Source organism: Pokkaliibacter plantistimulans (assembly GCF_003194385.1).
GTDB classification, from domain to species: Bacteria; Pseudomonadota; Gammaproteobacteria; order Pseudomonadales; family Balneatricaceae; genus Pokkaliibacter; species Pokkaliibacter plantistimulans.
This window is the reverse complement of sequence record NZ_LAPT01000129.1, coordinates 1-25,304: the sequence shown is the minus strand read 5'-3', so window position 1 is coordinate 25,304 and position 25,304 is coordinate 1. Positions and strand designations below refer to the sequence as shown.

Sequence of the window (25,304 nt, the reverse complement as noted above, 5' to 3'; positions counted from 1 at the left end):
TCTGACCTGATCTCCAAGGAGCAGACCATGAGCCAGTCTTCTGCCACGTCTACATTGCTGTATCTGCAGGATTTGCAGGTTGGCCAGCGCTTTGTCAGTGGCGTATACAGTCTGACGGCGGAGCAGATCAAGCAGTTCGCTGCCGAGTTTGACCCGCAGCCTTTCCATCTTGATGAAGACGCAGCACAACCGACCTTCTTTGCCGGGCTGGCTGCCTCGGGCTGGCACACCGCTGCACTGACCATGCGTATGCTGGTGGAAAGTGTGCCCATTGCGGGCGGACTGGTCGGTGCCGGGGGAGAGGTGCAGTGGAAGGCGCCGACCCGCCCGGGGGATCAGCTGCGGGCTGAGAGTGAAATTATCGAGATCACGCCATCACGCTCGCGGCCTGATCGGGGTATGGTGGTAATGCGTACCACCACGTACAACCAGGACAATCAGGCACTGCAGATCTTTACCGGGCGAATAGTGGTGCCCTGCCGGTCCTGACAAAGCGCTTCCGCCTCCCGCTTATTCAATCGCTTCCAGCAGGGTGGCGACACCCTGACCGCCGCCGACACACTGGGTGGACAGGGCGTAACGACCACCTTCTCGCTGTAACAGTGCAGCCGCCTTGCCGGTAATACGGGCACCTGTCGCTCCCAGCGGGTGGCCGATAGCCATCGCGCCACCGTCAAGGTTGACCCTGCTCATATCCAGCCCCAGTTCACGAATGCAGGCCAGTGCCTGACTGGCAAAGGCTTCGTTGATTTCCACCACATCCAGCTCATCGGCACGAACGCCACAACGCTGCAGCAGTTTCCGGGTGGCGTACAGCGGTCCCATGCCCATGATTTCCGGAGCACAGCCGACCGTGGCAACCCCCTTGATCCGGGCCAGCATCGGCAGCCGGTGCCGTCGGGCATAGTCCTCGCTGCACACCAGTACCGCCGCAGCCCCATCGGTGAGCGGTGATGAGGTTGCCGCCGTCACCGAACCCAGCGCATGGAAGGCCGGTTTCAGCCCGGCCAGAATGTCCATGCTGGTGCCGGGGCGGATGCAGCCGTCTGCGCTAATCAGACTGTCACCGTTGGCAATGGGCACAATCTCAGTCATCAGCCTGCCTTGTTGCTGAGCTGCAGCGGCTTTGGCATGGGAGCCGACTGCCAGCTGATCCTGATCGGTACGGCTGATGGCAAAGCGCTGTGCGACTTCTTCGGCAGTGTGGCCCATGGTGATGTAGGCCGTGGGGTAGTGCTCCATCAGGCTGGGGTTGGGGGAAAAGTTGAAACCGCCCATGGGCACACGGGTCATGGACTCAACACCCGCGCAGATAAACGCCTCGCCCGCGCCGATGTGAATTTGCCCGACCGCATAGTGTATGGCGGTCATGGAAGAGCCGCATAAACGGTTGATGGTGACGCCAGCGACGGACTGCGGCAGCCCCGCCAGAAAGCCGGTGATGCGGGCAATGTTCATCCCTTGTTCTGCTTCGGGGTAGGCGCAGCCCATGATCAGGTCTTCGATACTGCCGGGGTCGATATCCAGCGCCGCGATCAGCCCTTTTACTACCTGTGCCGCCAGATCATCCGGGCGTACTTCTGTCAGCTCTCCCTTACGGGCGAAATGGAAAGGTGAGCGGCGGTAACCGGCGATCACGGCGGTATTCATGGTGTTTTCTCCTCATAGGTCAGGCAGTTGGTGATCTGCCCGAGCATGGCTCCGCGTGCTGAGCGGCTGCCTGTGGACGTCATTGAATGACAGGTATCATTTAAAATGTCGGTCATCATACTAAAAGTCAACAGGCTGTTTTTTGTACTGCTCTGAATAGTCAGACCCTATTGCACTGATCAGAAATTAAACGTTGGTATTTTTAAATTATGGTCGTAATATAAATTGCATGTCGATCATCATCCAATAAAACGAAACCCCATTCAGACGAGGACAACATCATGACTCAGCAGCCTTCAGGTATTGCCGTGGTAACAGGTGCTTCCAGCGGTATCGGTAAAAGCTATGCGCGTCAGCTGGCCGCAGCGGGTTATGACCTGCTGCTGGTCGCCCGCGATATTCAGCGCTTGCAGGTACTGGCCGCAGAGCTGCAGGAGGCCGCAGCGGTCAGGGTTGAGGTGCTGCAGGCCGACCTGACTTCTCGCGCTGACTCCGCACTGGTTGAGCAGCGCCTGCGCAGTGACGAACGTATCGTCATGCTGGTCAACAATGCCGGTATGAGCGTCTCCGGCAGCTTTGTTGAGGCTGACTTTGATCAGGTGGAGAGCATGATCCAGCTCAATATCGTGGCGCTGACCCGGCTGGCGCGCGCGGCGGCCGAGGGCTTTGTTCAGCGTGGCAAGGGGACGCTGATCAATATCGCCTCGGTGCTGGCACTGATGCCGGAAAACTTTGGCACCACCTACAACGCCACCAAGGCCTACGTGCTGTCTCTCAGTGAGTCGCTGGCCCATGAGCTGGGTGAGCAGGGGGTACGGGTACAGGCGGTATTGCCGGGGCTGACCCGCACCGAAATCTTTGACCGTGCCGGTGGTGACGTAAATGCCCTGCCTGCCCAGATGGTGATGGAGGTGGATGATATGGTCGGTGCCGCTCTGCGCGGTCTGGCACTGGGGGAACGGGTGACGGTGCCTTCCTTGCCTGATGCCGGGCAGCTGAACAGCTTTGTGGATGCACGCCGGGCCATGGCACCGAATCTGTCGCTGAGCACCCCCGCCGCACGTTATCTGTCCTGATCACGGCGGTGAATAACCGCATCTGACCCGTTAATCTCGCATCCTCTCAAGGCCGCCAGCTTGCTTCTGGCGGCCTTGCTGTCTTTAATGCATGAACGCTTGATACATGAACGTCTGATGTATAAGCGCTGGTCATTCATGAGGGATGACCGGCCTCTCTACTGTCTGCTGCTTGCCGCCGCTGCGCGGTCATAACGGCTACGTTCTTCAGGGATGAACATTATGCGCTTCACGCTTGCTGCACTGCTGGCCCTGGCGGCCTTGCCACCTGCTCACGCTGACATCTATTTCTGTCTGGTCAATGGCGTCAAAACCTATTCCGATCAGCCCTGCGGGGAAGTGGAAAAGGTGATGCCGTCAACTGTGCAGCCCGGTGTGGTGGTCAATGAAACACCCGTGCCGGAAGAGCAGGGCATGGTCTATGGCTATCAGGTGCTGCCTGATAACCACAGCAGTACCACCCGCAGCCGACATCGTTCGACGCTCAAATACACTGAACCGGAAATGCGCTCCTACGCCGAGTTTAGTCGTGTCGTGGAGGGGATGACCCCGGCACTGGTGCGCCGGGCCTGGGGCAAGCCCGATCGCAGTACCGGTACGCACTGGGTGTATCTGAATATGCGGGGTGATGTGTACCGGGAAGTGTTTTTCAGTGGCGGGCGGGTCAGTTCATTCAGTGAATAGACCCCTTTCAGACAGCAGGGTTAACACACAGCTAATTGCGCCCACATTGTCAGGCCGGCCAGCGAAGGGTCGCTCTGACGCCTCCCTCGGCGGCATTGATCAGCTCGACAGTGCCGCGATGCAGTTCCATGATCTCCCGCACAAAGCTCAGCCCCAGCCCGGTACTTTTTGAGCGACCACCGGGGCGTGACAGCGAGAAGAAACGCTCATAAATCTTGTCCAGTGCGAAGGCCGGAATACCCGGCCCTTCATCGCTGATCTGCAGCCAGTATCCCTGTTGATCCTTGCCCGCCTGCAGGCGGATGCAGCCTCCCTCCGGGGAGAAATCGATGGCGTTGTCGAGCAGGTTGGCGATGGCCTGTTGCAGCAAAAAGGGCTCGGCGCTGACTTCAATGGCCGCCACAGACTGACTGTCGATCTGCAGCTGCCGGGCCTGAATCTGAGGCATGCGCTCATCCAGCAGGGTGCTGAACAGCGGCTTGAGTGCCAGCGTCTGGGTATCCCCCAGCGTGCGGCGATTTTCCAGTGATGCCAGTGCCAGCAGGCGTTGCACCAGCGCGGTCATGCGTTCAGTCAGCTGGCTGATATTACTGAGGAACTTGCGTTGCTGGGCAGGCGGCACATCGGGCTCCAGCAGAATTTCTGTGGCGCCACGCAGACCTGTCAGCGGGGCTTTCAGCTCGTGTGTCAGGGTGTGAACGTAGCGCTCGACGTAATCCTTGTCGGCCAGCTGTTGCTGCATATCCGTCATCGCCGCAGCGACCTGTTGCAGTTCGCGGTCATGCAGCACCGGCGCTGTCACCCGGGTATGGGTTGCCAGCTGCCGGGCATAGCTGACCAGCTTGTGGGTCGAACGGGTCAGCCAGTAGCTCATCAGCCAGCCGAACACCAGCGACAATAATCCCAGAATGATGGCGTAGTGGGTCAGCTTGGCGGCGGAATGAGCGAGGAACCCGCCAAAGCGGGCGATGCGTTTGTAGACGCTGACCACCCCGACAATCTGATCACCCGTTCTGATCGGTGCAGCCACATGAATGATGGAGCTGAGGCCCTCTGCCGCCAGCGGTTCGGTCTTGCTGGTGCGGGCACCGTATTCGCCACGCAGCGTCAGGGCCACATCACGCCAGCGTGAATAGTCGGCGCCTATGTCATGGCCGCTGGTATTGAACAGCACCCGGCCGCTGGCATCGGTGACATAAAAATTGAGATCGGGCTGCTGCTTCAGCTCCTGATAGATCTGCGCATGCAGCTGGCGCTGCTGGTACTCTCGATTGGCGCTGTCCAGCGCGGTGAAATCGATGGTGCCTTTGCTGAGGTCAGTGCTGAGCTGGGCCGCCAGCAGGTTGGCCGTATCCACCAGCGTTTCTTCTGCCACCTGACGGACATTGAGGTCCAGCTCATCCAGCGCTTTCTGCAGCATGATCCAGCACAGGCTGCCCGCCAGCAGAAAATAGACGAAGAACAGTCGCAGGCTGAAGCTGGGCCGATAGCGGCGCAGCCGCTGCCACAGGCTGCTCATGAACGGCCCAGCAGTTTCAGGCTGTAGCCCACACCGCGATGGGTCTGGATCGGATCGTCCTGCTGATGAATGTCCCGCAGCTTGGCGCGCAGGGTCTTGATATGGGTATCGATAACCCGCTCATCGGAGGGGTGATTGGGTGTCCAGATGCTTTCCATCAGCTGCGGGCGGGTCAGTACCCGGCCATTGGCTTTCAGCAGGGCCTCCAGCAAACCGAATTCTGCCAGTGTCAGTTGCACAGGCTGCTGGTGAAACTGCACCTGCCGGGTATCACTGTCGAGCTGCAGGGCGCCATGGCGTCGGACATTCGCTGCGGTGATGCCGAGAGGGGGAGTATCGGCGGCCATGGCCCGGGGGGTGACCGGCGGGCTGGCGGCCAGGGTCAGGCGCTTCAGCACGGCCTTCACCCGTGCGACCACCTCGCGGGGGCTGAAAGGCTTGGTGACGTAGTCATCGGCACCAATCTCCAGACCAAGGATACGGTCGATTTCTTCACTGCGGGCCGTCAGCATGATCACCGGCAACTGTGACTGCTGACGCAGGGTGCGCAGCACATCAAAGCCGCTCATGTCCGGCAGGCCGACATCCAGAATGACCAGATCGAAAGGCGTCTGAGCGCTACCCTGATTCAGCGCCTGCATGGCGGCCTGGGCGGTTTCCAGCCAGGTGACCTGAAAGTAATCCTTCTCCAGAGCGTAGGTCAGGGTGTCGGCAATGGAGGATTCGTCTTCGACAATCAGGATGTGCAGTGACGATGACATGGAGCGCGGGTCCTTCAGATTCCTTTGAATGCGATCCGGCACAGCGTTGCCCGGCGAGGGGTCTGGCGGCTGTTGCAGGAAGACGCCCACCTTCCCATAGCTGCCGGGGGCTGTCCACGACTTCACCGAATCTCCTCGTGGCAGGGGGAGGCGCTGCCATCTTCACCCAATCCCCACACAAGCTCCGTTTTCACCACGCGGTCTGCCCACGGCCTCTTTCTACAGTGACTGGCAACCGCAGAGCCGATGCTCTGTCGCCGACTCCCTCCAGCACAAGGAGACTGTGGATGAACGCCCCTGCCACTCTACTCACCTCGTTTCGCCGTAAACCTCTGGTTCTGCTGCTGTCTCTCTGTATGGCCAGTGCCGCCCACGCCGCCGAAACCCGTGAAGAACCGGGCATCGGCATGATGCTAGTGCAGACGCCTGCGGGTGTCAGCCAGCCCATGACCCTGCTGGATACGGCCTATGACGTCAGCGTCACTGGCATGCAGCTCAGCGCAGAGGTGACCCAGCATTTCTCCAACCCTTCCAGCCAGTGGGCCAATGCCCGCTATGTTTTCCCCCTGCCGGAAAAGGCCGCCGTGCGGCGCCTGCTGGTGACGATCGGTGAACGCCAGATTGAAGGGCTGATTCGCGAGAAAGATGAAGCCCGGCAGACCTTTGAACAGGCCAAAGCCGAAGGCAGGCAGGCGGCACTGGTGGAGCAGCAGCGTGCCAACCTGTTCAGTATCGAGATCGCCAATGTGGCGCCGGGTGCGGCCATCAGCGTTGAGCTGGAATATGTCGATCAGGTCAGTTATCGCGACGGGCAGTTCAGCCTGCGCATTCCCACCACCCTGACGCCGCGCTATATCCCAGGCTTCGCACAGATGCCTGACAGTTTCGAGCAGGTGGCTACGTCGGGTCACGGCTGGGCGTTACCCACTGATGTGGTGGATGATGCCGACAAGATCACGCCGCCGCAAATCGCTGCCGCGCCTGGCGGTGATAACGAGCCTGACGGTGATAGCAAACCTGACGATGAGAGTGAACAGATCAGGACTCATCAGTTGACCTTCCGTGCGCATCTGGATACCGGGCTGGCGCTCGACAGTGTCAGCAGTAGCACGGATGCCATTCACTGGCAGGCCAGCGCCTCGGGTGTGGACGTCAGTCTGGAGGGGCAGAGCCGGCTGGATCACGATCTGGCCCTGAGCTGGACGCCGAAACCTTCCGCTCAGCCTCAGGCGGCACTGTTTACTCAGCAGCAGGGAGATCAGCATTACGGCCTGCTGATGGTGATGCCGCCAGTGATCCGTCAGCAACCGCTGCCACGGGAAGTGACCTTTGTGATTGATACCTCCGGCTCGATGGCAGGGGAGTCGATCCGACAGGCACGGGATGCCCTGCAGCTGGCACTGGATCGCCTGTCGCCGCAGGATCGCTTCAATGTGATTGAGTTCAACTCCAGCACCTTCCCGCTGTTTTCCAACCCCCGGGCAGCGGATGAATACGGGCTGACGATGGCGCGGCGGTTCGTCAATAGTCTGGATGCAGATGGCGGCACCGAGATGTACGGCGCACTGCAACAGGCGCTACGTGAGCGTGATGAGCGGCAATGGGCGCCCGAGGAGGGTTATCTGCGGCAGATCGTCTTTATCACCGATGGTGCCGTCGGTGACGAGGCGCGGTTATTTGAGCTGATCAATCAGCAGCTGGGTGATAAGCGGCTGTTTACCGTGGGGATCGGTTCGGCGCCCAACTCCTACTTCATGCGCAAGGCGGCCCAGTTTGGCCGTGGCACCTTTACCTACATCGCCAACCCCAATGATGTGGCGCCACAGATGAATGCGCTGTTCAACAAACTGGAGTCACCGGTGGCCCGGGAGCTGGCGGTGAACTGGCCACAGGGGACGCAGGTCGAGCAGTATCCGCAGCGGGTGCCTGATCTGTATGCCGGTGAGCCACTGATGATGGCCTTTCGCAGTGAGCAGCCGGTCACCTCAGTGGAGGTCAGCGGTAAGCTCGGCACACAGCCGTGGCAGCAATCGGCTCAGGCGGCCAGCAGTACCGATAACAGTCTGGGCAGTCTGTGGGCACGGGAGAAGATTGAGAGCCTGCTCGACACCCTGAGCGAAGGCCGCACTGAAGAAGAGATCAGGCCACAGGTACTGGCGCTGGGGCTGGCACATCACCTGCTGACGCCTTACACCAGTCTGGTGGCTGTCGACAAGGAACCGGTCAAACCCATGGATGCCAGCAGTCAGGATCAGGCCATCGCCAACCTGATGCCACTTGGCAATACCATGACCCTTGGTAACCCCCTCAGCAGTCTGGCCTTTCCCGGTACCGCGACCCCGGCTGAGCTGCTCAGCATGCTGGCCACGGCGATGCTGATTCTAGCAGCACTGGTGGCATGGCTGCAGCGCCGCCAGCAGCGTCTGGACTGCAGAAAGCAGATGGCCATCGCTGTGCGCCCGGATACAACGGAGCCAGCAGGATGCTGAGGATCAGACCATGGATATATCGGCTTACTTTCTGGCTCTTGCTACTGAGCGCAGTCGTACTGGGAGCACAGGCCAGCAGCATCTATCTCAAGGCCTGGCTGGCACAGGTACTGATTGCCAATGCCTGGCAACAGAGCCTGACCAGCGGGCAGCCAGCCAAACCCTGGCCCTGGGCCGATACCTGGCCGGTAGCTGCTATCCACTGGTCCGCACTGGCCGAGCCACTTTATGTGATGAATGCCGCGGGCGGTGAGGGGCTGGCCTTCGGCCCGGCGTTGGTAGAAGGCTCCCCGCAGCCAGAGCAGGGCGGTGATATTGTTATCGGCGGGCATCGTGATACCCATTTTCGTGGGCTGCAAACGCTGAAGGCAGGGGATCTGATCGAGTTGACCGACCAGCGAGGGAGGCACCATCACTATCGTGTCAGCCGCATTCATATTGTTGACAGCAGTAAAGATCCGCTGATCCCGGCTAACCGCAACGGCCTGACCCTGATTACCTGCTATCCCTTTGAGGCACTGATACCGGGCGGGCCTCTGCGGTATGTGGTGGAGGCAGTGAATGTGGCAGTGTGAGCAGCTGGCAGCGGCCGGCTGCCAGCTGATCGTGAACCTCTGCTGAGAGGTTATTTGTTGTTCTGCATGGCCTGTAATACAGCCAGCAGACTGGCGAGGTTGTCGGAGACTCCAGCCTGCGCCACTTTTTCCGTGGCAGCGGCGCCTGCCATGGTATCGACATTGTATAGCTGCATGATTCCTTGAGTGGCGGCTGCCTGAGCCAGCGTATTTTGCTGTTGCTGGGCAAGCGCCGCGTTCTGGTACAGGATGCCGGTGCTGTGGGCCATGGCCTGATAGAGCGTGCTCATGGCCATCGCAGGCGCTTCACCCACTACCTTGGTGTTGGCCTGGGTTACGGCATCGGTAATCTGACTATTCACTGCTGTAGGAAATGACATGGTTATCCCCTCATGTTATCCGTCTATTGATCGTAGCCTGACGACGCAAGACATATCGCAGCTTTATCCATCGCAGCGCTAACCTCTTGCTCATGGCAGACAAGTTGGACGATCACAAGGCGTGCATTTGAAAAAGCCGGGTATTTAGCCCAAGACTCTGCTTAGTAGTTGATCCACTCACTCACTCACTCGCTTCGCTGCCAGAGTTGCGTTGTTGCTTCTGGATGTATGAAGCCTGTGTGGCATGGTGTCAGGGGCTGGTTGTTTCCCTATGAGTGGTGTAAAACCGTTGGCTGCAGAATCGATATTGTGTTGGCAAAGTGCCGCCTTCCATCAATGACATGCAGGGAGTCATTATGTCGTCTCTGGAGTACGAGCAGAATCAGGTTGATGCTTATGTCGATCATCTGGCCGAAGTGAACAAGGCCAATCAGGTGGTCGCTACCTCTGATCTCTACAATGAGCAGGGGGTTCTGCTGGCTAAACAGGGAACGTCCATCAGCAGCAAGATGGCGGAAAAACTGATCCGCCATAAGTTGCGTAAACCGCTGGAGCAAAGCATCGCCCTGGAGCACAGCCTCAGCGGTGAGCAGTTGCTGGCGGATATCGAAAAACAGTGGTCAGCCGCTGCGGATTTGCAGTGCCTCAGTCGTCACATTACCGAAGCCAGCCTGCGCGAAGCACGCGACCGGGTGATGCGTCTGCCGATGCTGGTGCAGAAGCTGACGGTGCTGCGTCAGCGCCTGCCTGATCAGTATGACAAGGCGCTGTACTGTGCCTGGTTCGGGCTGGCGATTGCCACCCGTATGCAGCGCCTCGATGCTAAACCGGTAGAGGTGTTTATTGCCGGGCTGGCCCACGATATCGGCATGCTGCATATCGATCCGGCCATCGTAAATAAAAGCGGTGAGCTGAGCCCGGAAGAGTGGCGGGCGATTCAGAGCCATGTGGTGATTGGCAAGGTGTGTCTGGAGTCGATGAGCAGTGTGCCGCGTGCCGTTTCGGTGGCGGTGCTGGAGCACCACGAACGCTGCGATGGCTCCGGTTATCCGTCAGCCCGTTTTGCTGATGAGCTGTCACTGATGGGGCAGATTGTCGCCATCACGGACATGCTGTATGCCATTCGCTTTTCTGCCGACCCGAAGCGCAACAGCGATCTGCAACTGCTGTTGCCGGTATTGCAGGTCAACGATTACAGCTTTGCTGCCGAGGTCTATGAGGCCACACGCTTCCTGATCAAGACCGCAGGGATACGCTCATCGCGGCTGTACAGTGAGGATGCCGACCTGCTGCGGCGGTTGCCGCAGCTGCTGGTACTGGCTCAGACCCTCAAACGCTATGAAGCCTCTGTCGTCCATCTCAATCAGCATCTGCCCGCTGACCAGATAAACCGCCGCCAGCTGCGCAGTCTGGCTGCCACCGGGCTGGCACTGGAAAATCTGCTGATTCGCTCAGGGATTACCAGCGATGGACTGATCCGTTGGGTGTCGCATGTGCATCAGGCAAAACTGCAACCGGCCTATGCCGAGATGGAAGAGGTCGACCTGATGTTCGATGAGCTGCTGTGGCGCTTCCGCGATTTGCGTCGTCTGCTGCACCTGGTGCAGAAAGATGCCCCCGAGTCGCTGCGGCCTTTGCTGGCGGCGATAGAGCGTTCCTTTAATGATGCAGCCAAAGAACGCCAATCTGTGATAGCGTGAAGGCCATTTGTCAGCTGCAGCTCCTGCTATCTGACCACTCATTCTCACTACAGGATAACAACGCGTGGCAGAGACTCTCTTTGCTGACCGTATCGTACAGAACCTGCTGGATACGGACTTCTACAAACTCACCATGATGCAGGCTGTACTGCATAACTACCCCAATACCGAAGTCGAGTGGGAATTTCGCTGCCGTACCGATGAGAATTTGGCGCAGTACGTGGATGAGATTCGTGCAGAAATTCACAATCTGGCCAAGCTGGAAATCTCTCCCGGCCAGCTGGATTTCATGCGTGCTATCCGCTTTATCAAGCCTGACTTTATTCGCTTTCTGGGGTTATTCCGCTTCAATCCTGACTATGTGCAGGTGGCCGTGGAGAAGGAGCAGCTGGTTATCCGCCTGAAAGGCCCCTGGCTGCATGTGATTCTCTATGAGGTGCCGATTCTGGCGACCGTCAGTGAAGTGCGTAACCGCAATCGCTATCCCCATCTGCAACTGGCGGATGCCCGTGAACAGCTCTATCGCAAGTTTGACTGGCTGCGCACCCATGCCTCTGAGGAAGAACTGGCTGGCTTCAAGATTGCTGATTTTGGCACCCGTCGGCGCTTTTCCTATCCGGTGCAGGAGGAAGTGGTACGGTGCATGAAGCATGACTTCCCCGGTCATTTTGTTGGCACCAGCAATGTCCATCTGGCCCGTAAGCTGGAGCTGACCCCACTGGGCACCATGGCGCATGAATGGCTGATGGCCCATCAGCAGCTGGGGCCGCGGCTGATCGACAGCCAGAAGGCGGCGCTGGACTGCTGGGTGCGTGAGTACCGCGGGTTGCTGGGTATTGCGCTCACGGACTGCATCACCATGGATGCCTTCCTCAATGACTTTGATCTGTATTTCGCCAAGCTGTTTGATGGCCTGCGCCATGACTCCGGTGATCCGCTGATCTGGGCGGAGAAAGCCATCAGCCATTATGAGCAGCTGGGCATTGACCCCAAGACCAAGACACTGACCTTCTCCGATGGCCTGACCTTACCCAGAGCGCTGGAAATCTATCGTGCCCTGCGTGACCGCATCGATGTCAGCTTTGGCATTGGCACCCACTTCACCTGTGATATTCCCGGGGTGGAGCCTATGAATATCGTACTGAAAATGGCGGCCTGTAATGGCCAGCCCGTGGCGAAGATCTCCGACACGCCGGGCAAGATTCAGTGCCTGGATGAAAGCTTCGTGACCTATCTGAAGTACGTATTCAAAGTGAACTGAGTACGGCCTTTTCTACCCTCCTTCCGTCATCCACTCCCGCCGCTGTCCAGTACGAACAGCGGCGGGAGGTATTGGCCTACCCTCTCAGGCTGGACTAATCAACATAGAGCCTTGTTGCCTGAAAACGTGTCACGATCTGCTGTGCCTCACGGCGTTGAAAAGCCGTTCGGAATGCTCATTCAGGCTCAATACCCTTTAATGTGGGTAAAAGGCGCTTCCTCAGCACTTTTGGCCTTGTCTGGCCCCTGCTTGCGAGATCATGAACACGTTCGACTACATCGCAGATGCTGAGCGGGCTGTCAGCTGGCTTCGCGGAACGGGTTGCGTGGGTCTTGTGTCCAGTTCATATAGGGTTCGCCAGTATCCTGCGGCACCATGGTGATACAGTCGGTGACCGGGCAGGTGATCTGACACAGGTTGCAACCCACACACTCTTCCTCTTTGACCTCGTATTTGTGGGTGCCATTGTCCTGCAGCAGATTGGCAATGGACTGGTGCGAAGTGTCCTCGCAGGCAATGTAGCAGCGGCCACAGCCAATGCATTTGTCCTGATCGATCTGGGCAATGACCTTGTAGTTCATGTCCAGATACTTCCAGTCGGTGGTGTTGGGAATGGCCTTGCCACTGAAGTCAGCAATGCTGTTGTAGCCTTTCTCGTCCATCCAGCGCGACAGGCCATCCTTCATTTCTTCGACAATGCGGAAGCCATACAGCATCGCGGCCGTGCAGACCTGCACCGAGCTGGCGCCGAGAGCGATAAACTCCGCCGCATCACGCCAGCTGCCAATGCCACCTATGCCGGAAATGGGGATGCCTGCTGTGGCAGGGTCACGGGCAATTTCGGCCACCATATTCATGGCAATGGGTTTGACCGCCGGGCCGCAATAACCGCCGTGGGTGCTGCGACCACCTACGATGGGGCGTGCCACCATCTGGTCAAGGTCAATGGAGGTGATGGAGTTGATGGTGTTGATCAGTGATACCGCATCGGCTCCGCCATTGTAGGCAGCGCGTGCCGGGCCACGGATATCGGTGATGTTGGGGGTCAGCTTCACGATCACCGGCATCTTGCTGTAGGTCTTGCACCAGCGGGTGACCATTTCCACGTATTCCGGCACCTGACCGACCGCCGCACCCATGCCGCGCTCAGGCATACCGTGGGGACAGCCAAAATTCAGCTCGATGCCATCTGCGCCGGTGGCTTCCACCAGAGGCAGGATGTATTTCCATGATTCTTCTTCACAGGGCACCATCAGCGAGACCACCAGCGCGCGGTCTGGCCAGTCTTTCTTCACCTGCTCGATTTCACGCAGGTTGATTTCCAGACTGCGGTCGGTGATCAGCTCAATGTTGTTGAACCCCAGCACTTCCTTGTTCTTGCCGTAGATGGCGGAATAGCGCGAGGAGACGTTCACCGCGGCGGGGTCTTCCCCCAGGGTTTTCCACACGACACCACCCCAGCCCGCCTCATAGGCGCGAACGACGTTATAGGCTTTGTCGGTGGGAGGGGCAGAGGCCAGCCAGAAGGGGTTGGGTGCTTTGATGCCCGCGAAATTTATGCTCAAGTCAGCCATCACGCGGCCTCCACGTTAGTCATCAGATCCTGGTGAATACTCATTGCCGCCAGTTTGCCGTGCTGTACGGCCTGCACAGTGAGGTCTTCACCGGGGGCCACACAGTCGCCACCGGCATAGACGCCGGACAGGCTGGTACGGAAACCGTCGTCGATGCGGATACGATCGCCATCACGGCCGAGGTTGACGTCATTCAGACTGCTTTCATCAAAGGTTTGGCCAATGGCCTTGAACACGCCATCAGCGGGAATATCCAGCAGTTCGCCGGTGCCTGTCAGCTTGCCGCTGGCATCCAGCACGGTTTTCTCGAAGCGCATTGCGCTGACCTTGCCGCTGTCATCCAGCAGCACTTCCTTAGGCTGGGCCCAGGTAACGATCTTGACCTGATTGGCCTTGGCGATGTCCTGTTCGTGCTCGGTGGCCGACATGGACTCTGTGCCACGGCGATACACCAGCGTGACCTGATCGGCACCCAGCCGTGCCATCTGCACGGCCATATCGATAGCGGTGTTGCCCGCCCCGATCACCACTGCGCGTTTGGCCACAGGCAGCGTCGTGAGGTCATCGGCTTGACGCAGCTCTTTAATGTAGTCCACGGCCGCCATCAGCCCGGGAGCATCTTCGCCGGTCAGGCCCAGCTGACGGCTGGCGCCCAGACCAATGCCGAGGAACACGGCGTCGTAGTCCTTCTGCAATTCCTGCAAAGACAGGTTGTGGCCCAGCGCCAGGCCGTAGCGCAGTTCAATACCGCCAATCTGCAGCAGGAACTCCACCTCTTTCTGGGCGAAGTTGTCGGTCATCTTGTACTTGGCGATGCCGTACTCGTTGAGGCCGCCGGGCTTGCTCTGCGCTTCAAAGATCACCACCTGATTGCCGAGCATGGCCAGCCGGTGTGCACAGGACAACCCGGCAGGGCCAGCGCCTACAACCGCGATAGTCTTGCCGGTGGCAGCGGCACGTTTGAACGGGTGGCTGCTGAACTGCATGTTGTCGGTGGCATAGCGCTGCAACAGGCCAATTTTCACTGGCTCGCACTCGTCACTGTGATTACGGACGCAAGCCTGTTCGCACAGTACTTCGGTGGGGCAGACCCGGGCACAGCTCCCGCCCAGAATGTTGGACTCCAGAATGGTCTGCGCAGCGCCGTTGATGTTGTCCTGAGCGATGTTGCGGATAAAGCGCGGAATATTGATGTCGGAAGGGCAGGCATTGACGCAGGGCGCGTCATAGCAATACAGACAGCGTGCGCTTTCGATTTCCGCCTGACGTTGATTCAGCGGCGGATGCAGATCGGTGAACTGCCCGGCCAGGGCGTCCTGGCTCGCCTCCGCAGTCGGAAGATGGCTGAGTGATTTGATCACGGTTCTGACCTCGGTTTGTAGTTATGGTGCTGCATTTATCTGGCATGACGGCGAAGCCGCGGCCTTTTATGGGATTACTACTGCTGGTAATACGGTCATTGCTAATCGGGATAGATCTATGCAGACACTGTGCCACCTTCTGACCATTTGGTCAGAAGGTGGCATCTGTTCTTCGTCTAAAGAAGGGCAGGAAACAATATCAATGGCTTAGGGAAGCAGCTATGCTGTCTGCCTGGTCAAGAGAAGAAATAAATGGGTGATCTGGCAACAGCGGGAAACACTTGTGTTACGCAGACACCCAAAAATTCGCCCAGTTTTTGCACACAAAAAACGTATTGATGATACGTTGCGGTGCAGGGAGCCTGTACGAAAGATGTCTAATAAAGATCAGTTAAAAGCCGAATTGGCTGATATGCCCCCGGCTCAGTCAGGGCGTAAACCACGTAAAGAACGCCGGGCACTGGCAGATATACGTCAGGAAAATGTGACGCATATTATCAGTACGGCGGAGCGCCTGTTTGCAGAAAAGGGCTTTTCCGGTACTACGCTGGCGGCAATTGCTGAAGTGGCCAATCTACCCAAAGCCAATGTGCTTTATTACTTTCATAATAAAGCCGGGCTATATCAGGCGGTGCTGGATCATATTCTGCTGGTCTGGATGGATGATATGAAATCCATGACTGAAGACGTGCACCCGAAAGAAGCATTGCGCAACTATATTCTGGCCAAGGTGCAGCAATCCAAGGAATACCCTCATGCTTCGAAGATATTTGCCACTGAAGTCATTCATGGTGCAGAAAATATCCGCGAATTACTGGGGGGGAAATTAAAACAGCAATTCCTTGATACCTGCCGGGTTATTCGCAGCTGGATTGCCAAAGGCTGGATGGACCCGATTAATCCTGAACATCTGCTGTTTATGCTGTGGTCATCGACCCAGACCTATGCCGATTTCAGCGCGCAAATCACCACCTTGCTGGGTAAGGCCGACATGGCGGACGAGGAATATGAGAACGCGGTGGAGTTGATTACCCGTGTTGTCCTCAAGGGCTGCGGTATCAGGACGGTTTGAATCAGGGATACAAGGCGTTGTTTGTGTACTTGTGAACGAGGAGTGGCGAGATTAGTATCCCCTCGTTTTCTCTCATCAGCAGGGCTGCTGTAGGTTCTTGGCATTCGGTGAGTATCGGGTGCTGGTATATCCAGCATATAGAGCGCCGTCGTATTCAGCCTCACATAAGGATGTGTATGAAGATTGTATTTAGTATCTCAAAGGGGCTTCTAATGGCCTCAACTCCTTGTTTTTCCATGACTTTACGCGCAACCAGTGGGCGTGGAGAGTGCATGAACAAGTCCTCAAACGCATGTTTGATTAAGCCATTCGAAGGCCCCATCCCAGTTGGAAAATATTACATCTCGCCGACAGAGTTCAGTGATCCCGGTATCGTTGGCGACCTGGCTCGCAGAATGCGTGGAGACTGGGGTGACTGGCGAGTCAGGCTGCATCCAGTGCCTGCCACAAAGACCTTTGGGCGTGACAATTTCTTTTTGCACGGTGGGGATATGGAAGGATCAGCGGGTTGTATTGATGTGGGTGGCGGGGTTTTGGGTAATCAAACCACTGACCGCTTAGCTGCCATGATTCAGGCCAGTCAGAAAAAGATAGAAGTTGAGGTAAAGGGGTGAAGGCTTATCTGTTGGTGCTGACCACTCTTGCCCCCTCACTTTGCTTCGCTGAGGTAGCAGACAAAATGCCGTCTTATCCTTCTATGTGGGGGCTGGCATTGGCGCTCTGCATGGGATTCTCGCTACTAGCCCGATTATGGAAAGGCTTTCTGCTGCTGGCCATCCTGGTGTCATTGTTTATGGCCTATGGTGTTTATGATGCAGGGTCTGATCCGAGTTTTCTGAGTGCGGTAGAGTCAGAGTTTGGGCGCTATTACCAGTTGAATAGCTACCTGTCGGCGTTGATTATTGGCCTTGTGCCTATCCTCTTTAGTCTGCGTAAAAGAAATTATAACTAGTTGTTTTTATGAGTTTTTTCAGTAAAAAAGAGCCCGAAATGGGCTCTTTTTGTAACTGCAATCCATCAAATATCAGTCAGCGGGCCGTAGGTTTCCGGGCGGCGATCACGGAAGAACTGCCAGGTATCGCGCACTTCACGAATAAGCTGCAGATCCATCTCTCCCACTACCAGCTCCTCCTTGTCTGCCGAGGCCTGCGCGACAATCTTGCCGCGTGGATTGACCAGATAGCTGGAGCCATAAAACTCACCGATATCCCAGGGTTGTTCGCGGCCGACACGGTTAATGGCGGCGATATAGACGCCATTGGCGGCAGCTGACGCAGGCTGCTCCAGCTCCCACAGATACTGGCTGAGCCCGGCCACGGTAGCGGACGGGTTGACGATCAGGTCGGCCCCCGCCAGCGCCAGGCCACGCCAGCCTTCGGGGAAGTGGCGGTCATAACAGATATAGACGCCGATATTACAGTAGGCTGTTTTGAATACGGGCCAGCCGCTATTACCGGGTTTGAAAAAGAATTTTTCCCAGAATCCGGCTACCTGTGGAATATGAGTTTTACGGTATTTACCCAGATAGCTGCCATCCGCATCGATAACCGCGGCGGTGTTGTAATATACGCCGGGCATCTGTTCCTCATAAATGGGAACTACAATAACCATATTGTATTTGCGCGCGTATTCCTGCATCAAACGGGTTGTTTCCCCATCAGGAATCGCCTCTGCGGCACCGTACCATTTCTTGTCCTGACTGGGGCAGAAATAGGGCTGATTGAATACTTCCTGAAAGCTTAATACCTGCACCCCTTTGGCTGCCGCTTCTTCGATAAAGGGGATATGGGCGTCCAGCATTTTCTTTTTAATGGCTTGCGGGCTTTCACTGGTATCCCCGTGCAGAGCCGTCTGGATCAATCCCACTTTAATGGTAGACATAGCGAACAACTCCTCATCTGTTGAAGTCAGCATGGTCGGTATCGACCATTGGTTTAAAACAGCTAAAGAATGACGGAGCTAAGTATTGCAATGATCTGACCATTTGGACAGGAGATTGCGTTTTATTTTCATTGGCTGAAGTAAGTCATTGATAAATAAAAATTTGATGAGAATTTTTGTGTCAGCCAGCAGTTGCACCGGTAAATGCAATTCGCTCTTATTTGCTGTTTTTTTGCACCGTTTTGGTAACTGCGCTGTTCAATACAGTGCATGGCAATTCGACAGAGCAGGGTATTGCTATCACTAATTAGGAATAAATCCTTTCAATTCATGGGTTTATAAAAAGTGGCTAAATCTTCTGTCCAATTGGTCAATCTCTTGCATACTTACAGCGTGTTCACCCATTCGTAATCTGGCGCCATAAAGACATGTGCCATGTCATCTGGCTGCGGTACGGCAAAGAGCGACCCTGCTCCTCAGGGCACTGTCTGACTGAGTGATAAGGAACAACAAAAATGGCTTTGATGATTAAAGGCGGTACGGTTGTAAACGCCGACCAGACCCTGAAAGCAGACGTCCTCTGCGTGGATGGCAAGATCGTCCAGGTGGGAGCTGATCTGCCTGTTCCAGCCGGCGCCGAAGTGGTGGATGCCGGTGGGCTGTATGTCATGCCCGGCGGTATCGACCCTCACACCCACATGCAGTTGCCCTTCATGGGCACGGTAGCCACTGAAGATTTCTACACCGGTACGGCTGCGGGCCTGGCCGGTGGCACCACCATGATCATCGACTTCGTTATCCCCAACCCTCAGCAGCCACTGATGGAAGCCTATCAGACCTGGCGCGAGTGGGCCGCCAAGGCCGTTTCTGACTACTCATTCCATGTGGCGGTGACCTGGTGGGATGACTCCGTTGGCAGCGATATGGAGCGGCTGGTCAAGGAAGAGGGCGTCAACAGCTTCAAGCACTTCATGGCCTACAAGAACGCCATCATGGCGGAAGACGAAACTCTGGTGAATTCCTTCAGCCGCTGTCTGGAGCTGGGGGCGATGCCGACGGTACATGCCGAGAACGGTGAGCTGGTCTATCACCTGCAGCGCAAACTGATCGCCATGGGCCTGACCGGGCCGGAAGCCCACCCGCTGTCACGTCCGTCAGAAGTGGAAGGCGAAGCGGCCAACCGGGCCATTCGCATCGCGCAGTCTCTGGGCGTGCCGCTGTATCTGGTGCACGTATCCTGTAAGGAAGCGGTGGATGAAATTGCCCGCGCCCGCCATGAAGGTCAGCGTGTTTACGGTGAGGTGCTGGCCGGGCATCTGGAGCTGGATGACTCGGTCTATCGCAACAAGGACTGGGAGTTTGCCGCTGCTCACGTTATGAGCCCACCTTTCCGCCCCAAAGGGCATCAGGAAGTGCTGTGGAAAGCTCTGCAGGGCGGCACGCTGCAAACCACCGCGACCGATCACTGCTGCTTCTGTGCCGATCAGAAAGCCATGGGTCGCAATGACTTCAGCCGCATCCCCAACGGCACCGCCGGGGTCGAAGACCGCATGATGGTGCTGTGGGATTCCGGGGTGAATAGCGGCCGCCTGACCATGAATGAGTTCGTTGCGGTCACCTCCACCAACGCCGCCAAGATCTTCAATGTCTATCCGCAGAAAGGTTCTGTCAGTGTCGGTGCCGATGCTGACATCGTGCTGTGGGACCCAGCGGCCAGCCATACCCTGTCTGCCAAGACGCATCATCAGAATATCGACTTCAATATCTTTGAGGGCCGCACCGTGCAGGGTAAACCGGCTTACACCATCAGCCAGGGCAAAGTGGTATTTGCCAATGGCGAGCTGAAGGTCGAGCGTGGCGCCGGTCGTTATATCAAACGTCCTGCCTTTCCTAATATCTATGAAGCCGTCGAGCGCTATAACCGTACCCATGTACCCGTGCCGGTTGAGCGCGACTGAGGTCGCCTCAGCTGCTACAAAACGGGTGATGTGGGAAAGCCGATTCACCGGTACAGCGTCTGTGCCGGTGACCGCGTTCATAGTACACGCCTGACAGGCGCTACCGACCACATCGCCCCGATACCGAAGACCGTGATGTTGAACGATTAGAAATAGAAACCTGACGGCGAACTCCGTGTGATCAGGTTCCCGATGAGATGAGAGACTATGCAGCAGGCAGTGGATAACGTGGTGAGCCTTAAACCTGACGGCGAACGTAGCCGTAAACTCATTGATATCAAAGATTTGTCACTCACATTCGATACCAACGATGGCCCCGTGCATGCGCTTTCCCATATCGATCTGAGTATTCGCAAAGGCGACTTCGTTTCTTTTATCGGCCCTTCAGGCTGCGGTAAAACCACGCTGCTGCGCGTGATTGCTGACCTTGAGCAGCAAACCAGCGGCAAGATCAGTGTCGAAGGGACCACCCCCCATGAAGCCCGGCTCAACCGTCTGTACGGCTATGTGTTTCAGGCGCCTGCGCTTTATCCGTGGCGAACCATCGAAGGCAACTGCGCCCTGCCGATGGAGATATTCGGCTACGGCAAGGACAAGCAGGAGGTGCAGGCAGACAAATACCTGAATCTGGTGGGCCTCGATAAGTTCCGCAAGAAATTCCCCTGGCAGCTGTCAGGCGGTATGCAGCAACGCGCCTCCATCGCCCGGGCGCTCTGTTTTGAGCCAGAGCTGTTGCTGATGGATGAACCCTTCGGTGCACTGGATGAGATCACCCGTGACCACCTCAACCTGGAGCTGCTGAAAATCTGGGAGCAGACCGGCAAGACGGTGGTGTTCGTGACCCACTCCATTGCCGAGGCGGTGTTTCTCTCGACTCATATTGTGGTGATGTCACCGCGCCCCGGACGCATCACCCGCATTATTCAAAGCAACCTGCCACGCGAGCGGCCGCTGGATATCCGGGATACCCCGGCCTTTATGGAGCTGGCGCAGGAAGTGCGTGAGTGTCTGGCTACCGACCACCATATCGACTGAGCGGGGCAGCAAAATGAAAACTGCAAGCTGGCGCGACAACCGCGTCTTCGCTGTGGCTCTGGTCAGCCTCGGCTTCATTGTGATCTGGTACCTCGGAGCGATCTTTCTCAATGGCCAGCAGCTGGTCAGCCAGTATGAGCGCCGTCATCAGGACTGGGATGCCAGCAAGGTGGTGGCCGAGGCGCTGAGCATGCGCCGGCCGGTGCTGCCAACGCCGGATCAGGTGGTGGTAGAGCTGAACCAGAGCGTGTTCCACGAGGCCATTACCTCCAAGCGTTCACTGGTATTCCATACCGGTATCACCTTGTCTTCCACCCTGCTGGGCTTCGTGCTGGGCGCGGCGCTGGGCATCCTGCTGGCGATTGGCATCGTCCATAACCGCACGCTGGAATCGAGCCTGATGCCGTGGATCATCACCTCGCAGACCATACCGATTCTGGCCATCGCACCGATGGTTATCGTGGTACTGGGCTCACTGAATTTTACCGGGCTGGTACCCAAATCGCTGATCTCCATGTACCTGTCGTTCTTCCCCGTCACCATCAGCATGGTCAAGGGGCTGCGTTCGGCGGACCGTCTGCACATGGAGCTGCTGCATACCTACAGTGCCACCACCCGGCAGGTACTGTGGAAGTTGCGCTGGCCTGCGTCACTACCCTTCCTGTTTGCCGGTCTCAAGGTTGCCATTGCTGCATCGCTGGTGGGAGCCATCGTCGGTGAGCTGCCGACCGGGGCACAGGGCGGCCTCGGAGCACGGTTGCTCAGCGGCTCTTATTACGGACAGATGGTGCAGATCTGGGCGGCGCTGGTGATGGCGGCATTACTCGGTGCGCTGCTGGTGGTGCTGGTCGGCATGGGGGAAAAGTGGGTGCTCAAACGTATGGGGACACGCACTGAACTGGGAGCGGCGGCATGAGCAATTTGGTGAACAAGCAAGCCGGTTCTGGCCGTGCGCAGCAGTGGGTGATGGGCCTGGGATTACTGGTTTTTGTGCTGGTAGCAGGCATGGTGCTGGGGGGAGAGAAGGGCGCCTTGCGTCAGTCGGTGCCCGGTATTACCGGTCTGCTGTTTGGCAGCTATGGCATCTGGTTATTGCTGGCACAGTTGACTCGCTGGGTGGACAAGGCCCAGCTGAAGCAGGCCACTGGCCTGTGGGGCTGGAGTGTGCCTGCGCTGTTTGCCCTCTTCCTGTTGCTGGTGTGGCAGATGCTGGTGGATGGCTTTGCCGTGCCGCCGGTACTGCTGCCTTCTCCGACGGAAATTGGCAGTGCCTTTGCGGGCAGTCTGGATATGCTCTGGCAGGACTTCCGCCAGACCTATCTCAAGTCAGTGCTGGCGGGTTACATCATGGGCTGCGGCAGTGGTTTTATCGTGGCGCTGCTGATTGATCGCAGCCCCTTTATGCAGAAAGGCCTGCTGCCCTTTGGCAACATCATGTCGTCGATTCCTATCGTCGGTATCGCGCCGATCATGGTGATGTGGTTTGGTTTCGACTGGCAGTCGAAGGCTGCCGTGGTGGTGATCATGACCTTCTTCCCCATGCTGGTGAATACCCTCAGCGGGCTGGCATCGGCGGGTAAGCTGGAGCAGGAGCTGATGCGCACCTATGCCGCCAGTCATGTGCAGAGCCTGCTGACCACGCGCCTGCCCTATGCCATGCCTTTTATCTTCAATGCCCTCAAACTCAACTCAACTTTGGCGCTGATCGGTGCCATCGTGGCCGAGTTTTTCGGTACGCCGATTGTCGGTATGGGGTTTCGTATATCGACAGAAGTGGGGCGGATGAATCTGAGTATGGTGTGGGCCACTATTCTGGTAGCGGCGCTGGCCGGTTCCATCAGCTATGGTTTACTGACGCTGCTGGAGCGCAGAGTCACTTTCTGGCATCCCTCAGTACGCGCCGGTAAACGTTAACCGCTGGTACGGCCTTGGCTGGCATGGAAAGGGTGCTGAAGAGCAGTGATGTTAATGCTGTTGATAATGTAGCTAAGCCTTTGCGCAAATAAGCCTTTGAGCAAAAAGCCTTCCACAGAGAAGGCATGTCCATCGTTGTATGTTGATCGTGTCTGCCGTAGCGGTGATAACCAAAGCGGTTGCAGTGTGGTTTGAAGCAGGGAATGTTCGCTGCCTAAGGCGAATATCTTCACTTGGAACGCGCAGGCGTTCTTCGCGTGATTAACAGATTAGCGGTTGAGAGTAAGGAGATAACGATGAAGAAAACCCTCACTACCCTGATGGGCGCTCTGACCCTGGCCTCGGCGTCCGGCATGGCGCTGGCAGCAGACGATGTCACCCTGCAGTTGAAGTGGGTTACTCAGGCTCAGTTCGCCGGCTATTACGTCGCGCTGGAAAAGGGCTATTACAAGGATGCCGATCTCAATGTCACCATCAAACCCGGTGGCCCGGATATCGCCCCTGAACAGGTGATTGCCGGTGGTGGTGCCGATGTCATCGTTGACTGGTTGCCGCCTGCACTGGCCGCCCGTGAAAAAGGCTTGCCACTGGTCAACATCGCGCAGATCTACAACAAGTCCGGTATGGAGCTGACCTGTCTGAAAAGCTCAGGCATCAAGACACCAGCGGACTTCAAAGGTAAAACTCTGGGGGTATGGTTCTTCGGTAACGAGTATCCCTTCCTGTCGTGGATGGCCAAGCTGAATCTGCCCACGACCGGTGGAGACGAAGGCGTGACCGTACTGAAGCAGGGCTTCAACGTCGATCCGCTGCTGCAGAATCAGGCTGACTGTATCTCCACCATGACCTACAACGAGTACTGGCAGGTGATCGATGCTGGTATCAAACCGGACGAACTGCAGGTCTTCAAGTATGAAGACGAAGGTGTCGCCACGCTGGAAGATGGCCTGTACGTCATGGAAGACAAGCTCAAGGATGACGCCTTCAAACAGAAGATGGCGCGCTTCCTGAAAGCTTCCGTCACTGGCTGGACCTATGCGCAGGAGCATCCTGAAGAGGCGGCTGACATCGTGCTGAAGTATGATGACACCGGTGCCCAGACCAAGGAGCATCAGGTGCGCATGATGAGCGAAGTGGGCAAGCTGCTGAAAGGCGACAAGCCTATGGGCTACATGGAACCCGCTGCGTTTGACCGTACGGTCGGCGTGCTGCTGAGCGGTTCATCTGCCCCGGTTATCACCAAAAAGCCTGAGGGTGCCTACACCCACGAAATCTTCGATATGGCTCAGAAGTAAGCGGTCGAGTTCGCTTGCTGTAAAGCACCAAGGGCGCCCTGTGAGGCGCCCTTGGTGTTTTTGGATGCAGTGTTATGGGAGGCAGTGTTATGGCCTGGCTCAGTTGTCTTGCTGATAGGGCGCTGACCACAGGTGTACCAGTAACGGGATCACATGGGTGATCAGATCATCAAAGTCTTTCGGATTACACAGACCGTGGGAAATCTCGATGATGCGATAGGGCGTGGCGGATGACTGGGTGGAGATCGCGATCATGCAGTGATAGCGCCAGTAGATTTCCTTCTCCGGCATATCGGGAAAGACCCGCCGCAAGGCATCGATAAAGCGCTGGTGCATATTGTTGAAATGCTGTTTGACCTGCTGGCTGACACCGCTGTGCTGCTCACCGATCAGCTTGTTACGTACCTTGAGGTAGTTCATCCAGCCCGGGTCGGAGGTACGGCTGGGGTCGAAGTAGGGCAGATACAGCGCCTTGATGATGTCTTCGATCTTGACGTCATCCTTGGCCAGCGCTTCATCCAGCATCACCAGACGCGCCTGAGTAATGCTGGCAGCACGGCGCTCCAGCACGGCGTTGAGCAGATCCTCACGGGTGCCGAAGTGATAGTGGATGGAAGCAACGTTCACACCTGCAACCGCCATGATGCGGCGCATGGAGGCGTTCAACCCCTCATTGGCGAAGGTAGCCTCTGCGGCGTCCAGGATATTGTCCCGCGTTTCTATCCCGCGTTTGCGCTGGCGACGGCGGGGAGAGGCTGAATGGCTATCTTTGGATGTCGGCATGGGCCTGCAATCTTATTGATGAATGAAGGGGTGATGAATCAGGGCGTTATCTTACCCCAAGCCAGCGGCGAACAACCATTACACCATGGTTATGTCTATTCGCCAGCGTTATAGCTGCCCCGGTGGTGATGTCCCTGGCAGGCTGTTGAAAAACGTCATCGAGGCAGCCGAGACAAGGAAATACCCCGAGGGCACAAGAAACAGGCGAAAAAGCGGAGTTTAGTGAACTAAATGAGCATTTGACTCGCTCCGCTCGCCCCTTCGGGGCCGTGCTAAAGCACGTTCAGCCGTTGGCTGTGAGCCTGTTTTTGACGCGGTATTCGGCAACGCAGATAG

At 57.1% G+C, this 25,304-nt stretch carries 23 protein-coding genes; 15 read left to right on the top strand and 8 right to left on the bottom strand.

Going from position 1 to position 25,304, the window contains the following annotated elements; genetic code table 11:
• The first annotated feature begins 27 nt into the window (after nucleotides 1-27).
• Nucleotides 28-489 (top strand): MaoC family dehydratase, encoded by a 462-nt coding sequence (locus WH50_RS23220; RefSeq protein ID WP_110189576.1) that lies wholly within the window; start codon nucleotides 28-30, stop codon nucleotides 487-489.
• Between the two features lie 21 nt (nucleotides 490-510).
• On the opposite strand, the gene WH50_RS23215 is transcribed toward WH50_RS23220, so the two are convergent.
• Nucleotides 511-1,650, bottom strand: a complete 1,140-nt coding sequence (locus tag WH50_RS23215; RefSeq protein WP_110189575.1) for a thiolase family protein — start codon at nucleotides 1,648-1,650, stop codon at nucleotides 511-513.
• Nucleotides 1,651-1,931: 281 nt separating this feature from the next.
• Here WH50_RS23215 and WH50_RS23210 point away from each other — a divergent pair, with 281 nt between their 5' ends.
• Complete coding sequence (locus WH50_RS23210) at nucleotides 1,932-2,726, top strand: SDR family NAD(P)-dependent oxidoreductase (protein WP_207780447.1); 795 nt, start codon at nucleotides 1,932-1,934, stop codon at nucleotides 2,724-2,726.
• Between the two features lie 222 nt (nucleotides 2,727-2,948).
• On the top strand, nucleotides 2,949-3,410 hold the full coding sequence (locus WH50_RS23205; protein ID WP_165838538.1) for a DUF4124 domain-containing protein: 462 nt from the start codon (nucleotides 2,949-2,951) through the stop codon (nucleotides 3,408-3,410).
• Nucleotides 3,411-3,459: 49 nt separating this feature from the next.
• Here WH50_RS23205 and creC read toward each other — a convergent pair whose 3' ends face one another.
• Together creC and creB are read right to left on the bottom strand one after the other, a co-directional pair.
• Nucleotides 3,460-4,929 (bottom strand): two-component system sensor histidine kinase CreC, encoded by a 1,470-nt coding sequence (creC, locus tag WH50_RS23200; protein ID WP_110189572.1) that lies wholly within the window; start codon nucleotides 4,927-4,929, stop codon nucleotides 3,460-3,462.
• Complete coding sequence (gene creB, locus WH50_RS23195) at nucleotides 4,926-5,816, bottom strand: two-component system response regulator CreB (RefSeq protein ID WP_243410244.1); 891 nt, start codon at nucleotides 5,814-5,816, stop codon at nucleotides 4,926-4,928. The genes creC and creB overlap by 4 nt, the downstream gene beginning before the upstream one ends.
• A 161-nt stretch (nucleotides 5,817-5,977) precedes the next feature.
• Between creB and WH50_RS23190 the strand changes: the two genes are divergently transcribed.
• Both WH50_RS23190 and WH50_RS23185 read left to right on the top strand, forming a co-directional pair.
• A complete protein-coding gene (locus WH50_RS23190; RefSeq protein ID WP_165838537.1) occupies nucleotides 5,978-8,179 on the top strand; it encodes a marine proteobacterial sortase target protein in 2,202 nt (733 codons plus the stop codon).
• Entirely contained in the window at nucleotides 8,173-8,754 is a 582-nt protein-coding gene (locus tag WH50_RS23185) for a class GN sortase (RefSeq protein WP_110189570.1), read from the top strand. Before WH50_RS23190 ends, WH50_RS23185 begins: the two co-directional genes overlap by 7 nt.
• A gap of 50 nt (nucleotides 8,755-8,804) precedes the next feature.
• On the opposite strand, the gene WH50_RS23180 is transcribed toward WH50_RS23185, so the two are convergent.
• Nucleotides 8,805-9,134 (bottom strand): RebB family R body protein, encoded by a 330-nt coding sequence (locus WH50_RS23180; RefSeq protein WP_110189569.1) that lies wholly within the window; start codon nucleotides 9,132-9,134, stop codon nucleotides 8,805-8,807.
• A 356-nt stretch (nucleotides 9,135-9,490) separates the two neighbouring features.
• Here WH50_RS23180 and WH50_RS23175 point away from each other — a divergent pair, with 356 nt between their 5' ends.
• Both WH50_RS23175 and pncB read left to right on the top strand, forming a co-directional pair.
• Complete coding sequence (locus WH50_RS23175; protein ID WP_165838536.1) at nucleotides 9,491-10,834, top strand: HD-GYP domain-containing protein; 1,344 nt, start codon at nucleotides 9,491-9,493, stop codon at nucleotides 10,832-10,834.
• Nucleotides 10,835-10,898: 64 nt separating this feature from the next.
• A complete protein-coding gene (pncB, locus tag WH50_RS23170; protein WP_110189567.1) occupies nucleotides 10,899-12,095 on the top strand; it encodes a nicotinate phosphoribosyltransferase in 1,197 nt (398 codons plus the stop codon).
• 299 nt (nucleotides 12,096-12,394) lie between these two features.
• Here the strand turns inward: pncB and preA are convergent, their stop codons facing one another.
• Both preA and WH50_RS23160 read right to left on the bottom strand, forming a co-directional pair.
• Nucleotides 12,395-13,669 (bottom strand): NAD-dependent dihydropyrimidine dehydrogenase subunit PreA, encoded by a 1,275-nt coding sequence (gene preA, locus WH50_RS23165; protein WP_104152842.1) that lies wholly within the window; start codon nucleotides 13,667-13,669, stop codon nucleotides 12,395-12,397.
• Entirely contained in the window at nucleotides 13,669-15,030 is a 1,362-nt protein-coding gene (locus tag WH50_RS23160; RefSeq protein WP_110189566.1) for an NAD(P)-dependent oxidoreductase, read from the bottom strand. Before WH50_RS23160 ends, preA begins: the two co-directional genes overlap by 1 nt.
• 256 nt (nucleotides 15,031-15,286) lie before the next feature.
• Between WH50_RS23160 and WH50_RS23155 the strand changes: the two genes are divergently transcribed.
• The 3 genes from WH50_RS23155 (at nucleotide 15,287) to WH50_RS23145 (ending at nucleotide 17,054) form a co-directional block, all read left to right on the top strand.
• Entirely contained in the window at nucleotides 15,287-16,102 is an 816-nt protein-coding gene (locus WH50_RS23155; protein ID WP_243410243.1) for a TetR/AcrR family transcriptional regulator, read from the top strand.
• Nucleotides 16,103-16,272: 170 nt separating this feature from the next.
• A complete protein-coding gene (locus tag WH50_RS23150; protein WP_116453731.1) occupies nucleotides 16,273-16,716 on the top strand; it encodes a tlde1 domain-containing protein in 444 nt (147 codons plus the stop codon).
• Nucleotides 16,713-17,054 carry a hypothetical protein gene (locus WH50_RS23145; protein WP_110189565.1) on the top strand — a complete coding sequence of 114 codons (342 nt, stop codon included), beginning with the start codon at nucleotides 16,713-16,715 and terminating at the stop codon, nucleotides 17,052-17,054. Before WH50_RS23150 ends, WH50_RS23145 begins: the two co-directional genes overlap by 4 nt.
• A 65-nt stretch (nucleotides 17,055-17,119) precedes the next feature.
• On the opposite strand, the gene WH50_RS23140 is transcribed toward WH50_RS23145, so the two are convergent.
• Nucleotides 17,120-17,983, bottom strand: coding sequence for a nitrilase-related carbon-nitrogen hydrolase (locus WH50_RS23140; protein WP_110189564.1), 864 nt, complete (start codon nucleotides 17,981-17,983; stop codon nucleotides 17,120-17,122).
• A gap of 515 nt (nucleotides 17,984-18,498) precedes the next feature.
• On the opposite strand from WH50_RS23140, the gene hydA reads away from it, so the two are divergent.
• From hydA to WH50_RS23115, 5 genes are all read left to right on the top strand, one after another.
• On the top strand, nucleotides 18,499-19,941 hold the full coding sequence (gene hydA, locus WH50_RS23135) for a dihydropyrimidinase (RefSeq protein ID WP_110189563.1): 1,443 nt from the start codon (nucleotides 18,499-18,501) through the stop codon (nucleotides 19,939-19,941).
• 207 nt (nucleotides 19,942-20,148) lie between these two features.
• Nucleotides 20,149-20,976: an ABC transporter ATP-binding protein gene (locus WH50_RS23130; RefSeq protein WP_110189562.1), complete on the top strand. Its 828-nt coding sequence runs from the start codon at nucleotides 20,149-20,151 to the stop codon at nucleotides 20,974-20,976.
• 13 nt (nucleotides 20,977-20,989) lie between these two features.
• Nucleotides 20,990-21,892, top strand: coding sequence for an ABC transporter permease (locus tag WH50_RS23125; RefSeq protein WP_110189561.1), 903 nt, complete (start codon nucleotides 20,990-20,992; stop codon nucleotides 21,890-21,892).
• Nucleotides 21,889-22,890, top strand: a complete 1,002-nt coding sequence (locus WH50_RS23120; protein WP_243410242.1) for an ABC transporter permease — start codon at nucleotides 21,889-21,891, stop codon at nucleotides 22,888-22,890. The genes WH50_RS23125 and WH50_RS23120 overlap by 4 nt, the downstream gene beginning before the upstream one ends.
• Before the next feature lie 296 nt (nucleotides 22,891-23,186).
• Nucleotides 23,187-24,185: an ABC transporter substrate-binding protein gene (locus tag WH50_RS23115; RefSeq protein WP_110189560.1), complete on the top strand. Its 999-nt coding sequence runs from the start codon at nucleotides 23,187-23,189 to the stop codon at nucleotides 24,183-24,185.
• 99 nt (nucleotides 24,186-24,284) lie between these two features.
• On the opposite strand, the gene WH50_RS23110 is transcribed toward WH50_RS23115, so the two are convergent.
• Complete coding sequence (locus WH50_RS23110) at nucleotides 24,285-24,968, bottom strand: TetR/AcrR family transcriptional regulator (RefSeq protein ID WP_104152835.1); 684 nt, start codon at nucleotides 24,966-24,968, stop codon at nucleotides 24,285-24,287.
• Nucleotides 24,969-25,304: the final 336 nt, after the last annotated feature.

Excerpts from the sequence above, each read along its gene's own strand:
- WH50_RS23220 (WP_110189576.1), top strand. The coding sequence starts at position 28 with ATGAGCCAGTCTTCTGCCACGTCTACATTGCTGTATCTGCAGGATTTG.
- WH50_RS23215 (WP_110189575.1), bottom strand. The coding sequence starts at position 1,650 with ATGAATACCGCCGTGATCGCCGGTTACCGCCGCTCACCTTTCCATTTC.
- WH50_RS23210 (WP_207780447.1), top strand. The coding sequence starts at position 1,932 with ATGACTCAGCAGCCTTCAGGTATTGCCGTGGTAACAGGTGCTTCCAGC.
- WH50_RS23205 (WP_165838538.1), top strand. The coding sequence starts at position 2,949 with ATGCGCTTCACGCTTGCTGCACTGCTGGCCCTGGCGGCCTTGCCACCT.
- creC (WP_110189572.1), bottom strand. The coding sequence starts at position 4,929 with ATGAGCAGCCTGTGGCAGCGGCTGCGCCGCTATCGGCCCAGCTTCAGC.
- WH50_RS23190 (WP_165838537.1), top strand. The coding sequence starts at position 5,978 with ATGAACGCCCCTGCCACTCTACTCACCTCGTTTCGCCGTAAACCTCTG.
- WH50_RS23185 (WP_110189570.1), top strand. The coding sequence starts at position 8,173 with ATGCTGAGGATCAGACCATGGATATATCGGCTTACTTTCTGGCTCTTG.
- WH50_RS23180 (WP_110189569.1), bottom strand. The coding sequence starts at position 9,134 with ATGTCATTTCCTACAGCAGTGAATAGTCAGATTACCGATGCCGTAACC.
- WH50_RS23175 (WP_165838536.1), top strand. The coding sequence starts at position 9,491 with ATGTCGTCTCTGGAGTACGAGCAGAATCAGGTTGATGCTTATGTCGAT.
- preA (WP_104152842.1), bottom strand. The coding sequence starts at position 13,669 with ATGGCTGACTTGAGCATAAATTTCGCGGGCATCAAAGCACCCAACCCC.
- WH50_RS23150 (WP_116453731.1), top strand. The coding sequence starts at position 16,273 with ATGTGTATGAAGATTGTATTTAGTATCTCAAAGGGGCTTCTAATGGCC.
- WH50_RS23140 (WP_110189564.1), bottom strand. The coding sequence starts at position 17,983 with ATGTCTACCATTAAAGTGGGATTGATCCAGACGGCTCTGCACGGGGAT.
- hydA (WP_110189563.1), top strand. The coding sequence starts at position 18,499 with ATGGCTTTGATGATTAAAGGCGGTACGGTTGTAAACGCCGACCAGACC.
- WH50_RS23130 (WP_110189562.1), top strand. The coding sequence starts at position 20,149 with ATGCAGCAGGCAGTGGATAACGTGGTGAGCCTTAAACCTGACGGCGAA.
- WH50_RS23125 (WP_110189561.1), top strand. The coding sequence starts at position 20,990 with ATGAAAACTGCAAGCTGGCGCGACAACCGCGTCTTCGCTGTGGCTCTG.
- WH50_RS23120 (WP_243410242.1), top strand. The coding sequence starts at position 21,889 with ATGAGCAATTTGGTGAACAAGCAAGCCGGTTCTGGCCGTGCGCAGCAG.
- WH50_RS23115 (WP_110189560.1), top strand. The coding sequence starts at position 23,187 with ATGAAGAAAACCCTCACTACCCTGATGGGCGCTCTGACCCTGGCCTCG.
- WH50_RS23110 (WP_104152835.1), bottom strand. The coding sequence starts at position 24,968 with ATGCCGACATCCAAAGATAGCCATTCAGCCTCTCCCCGCCGTCGCCAG.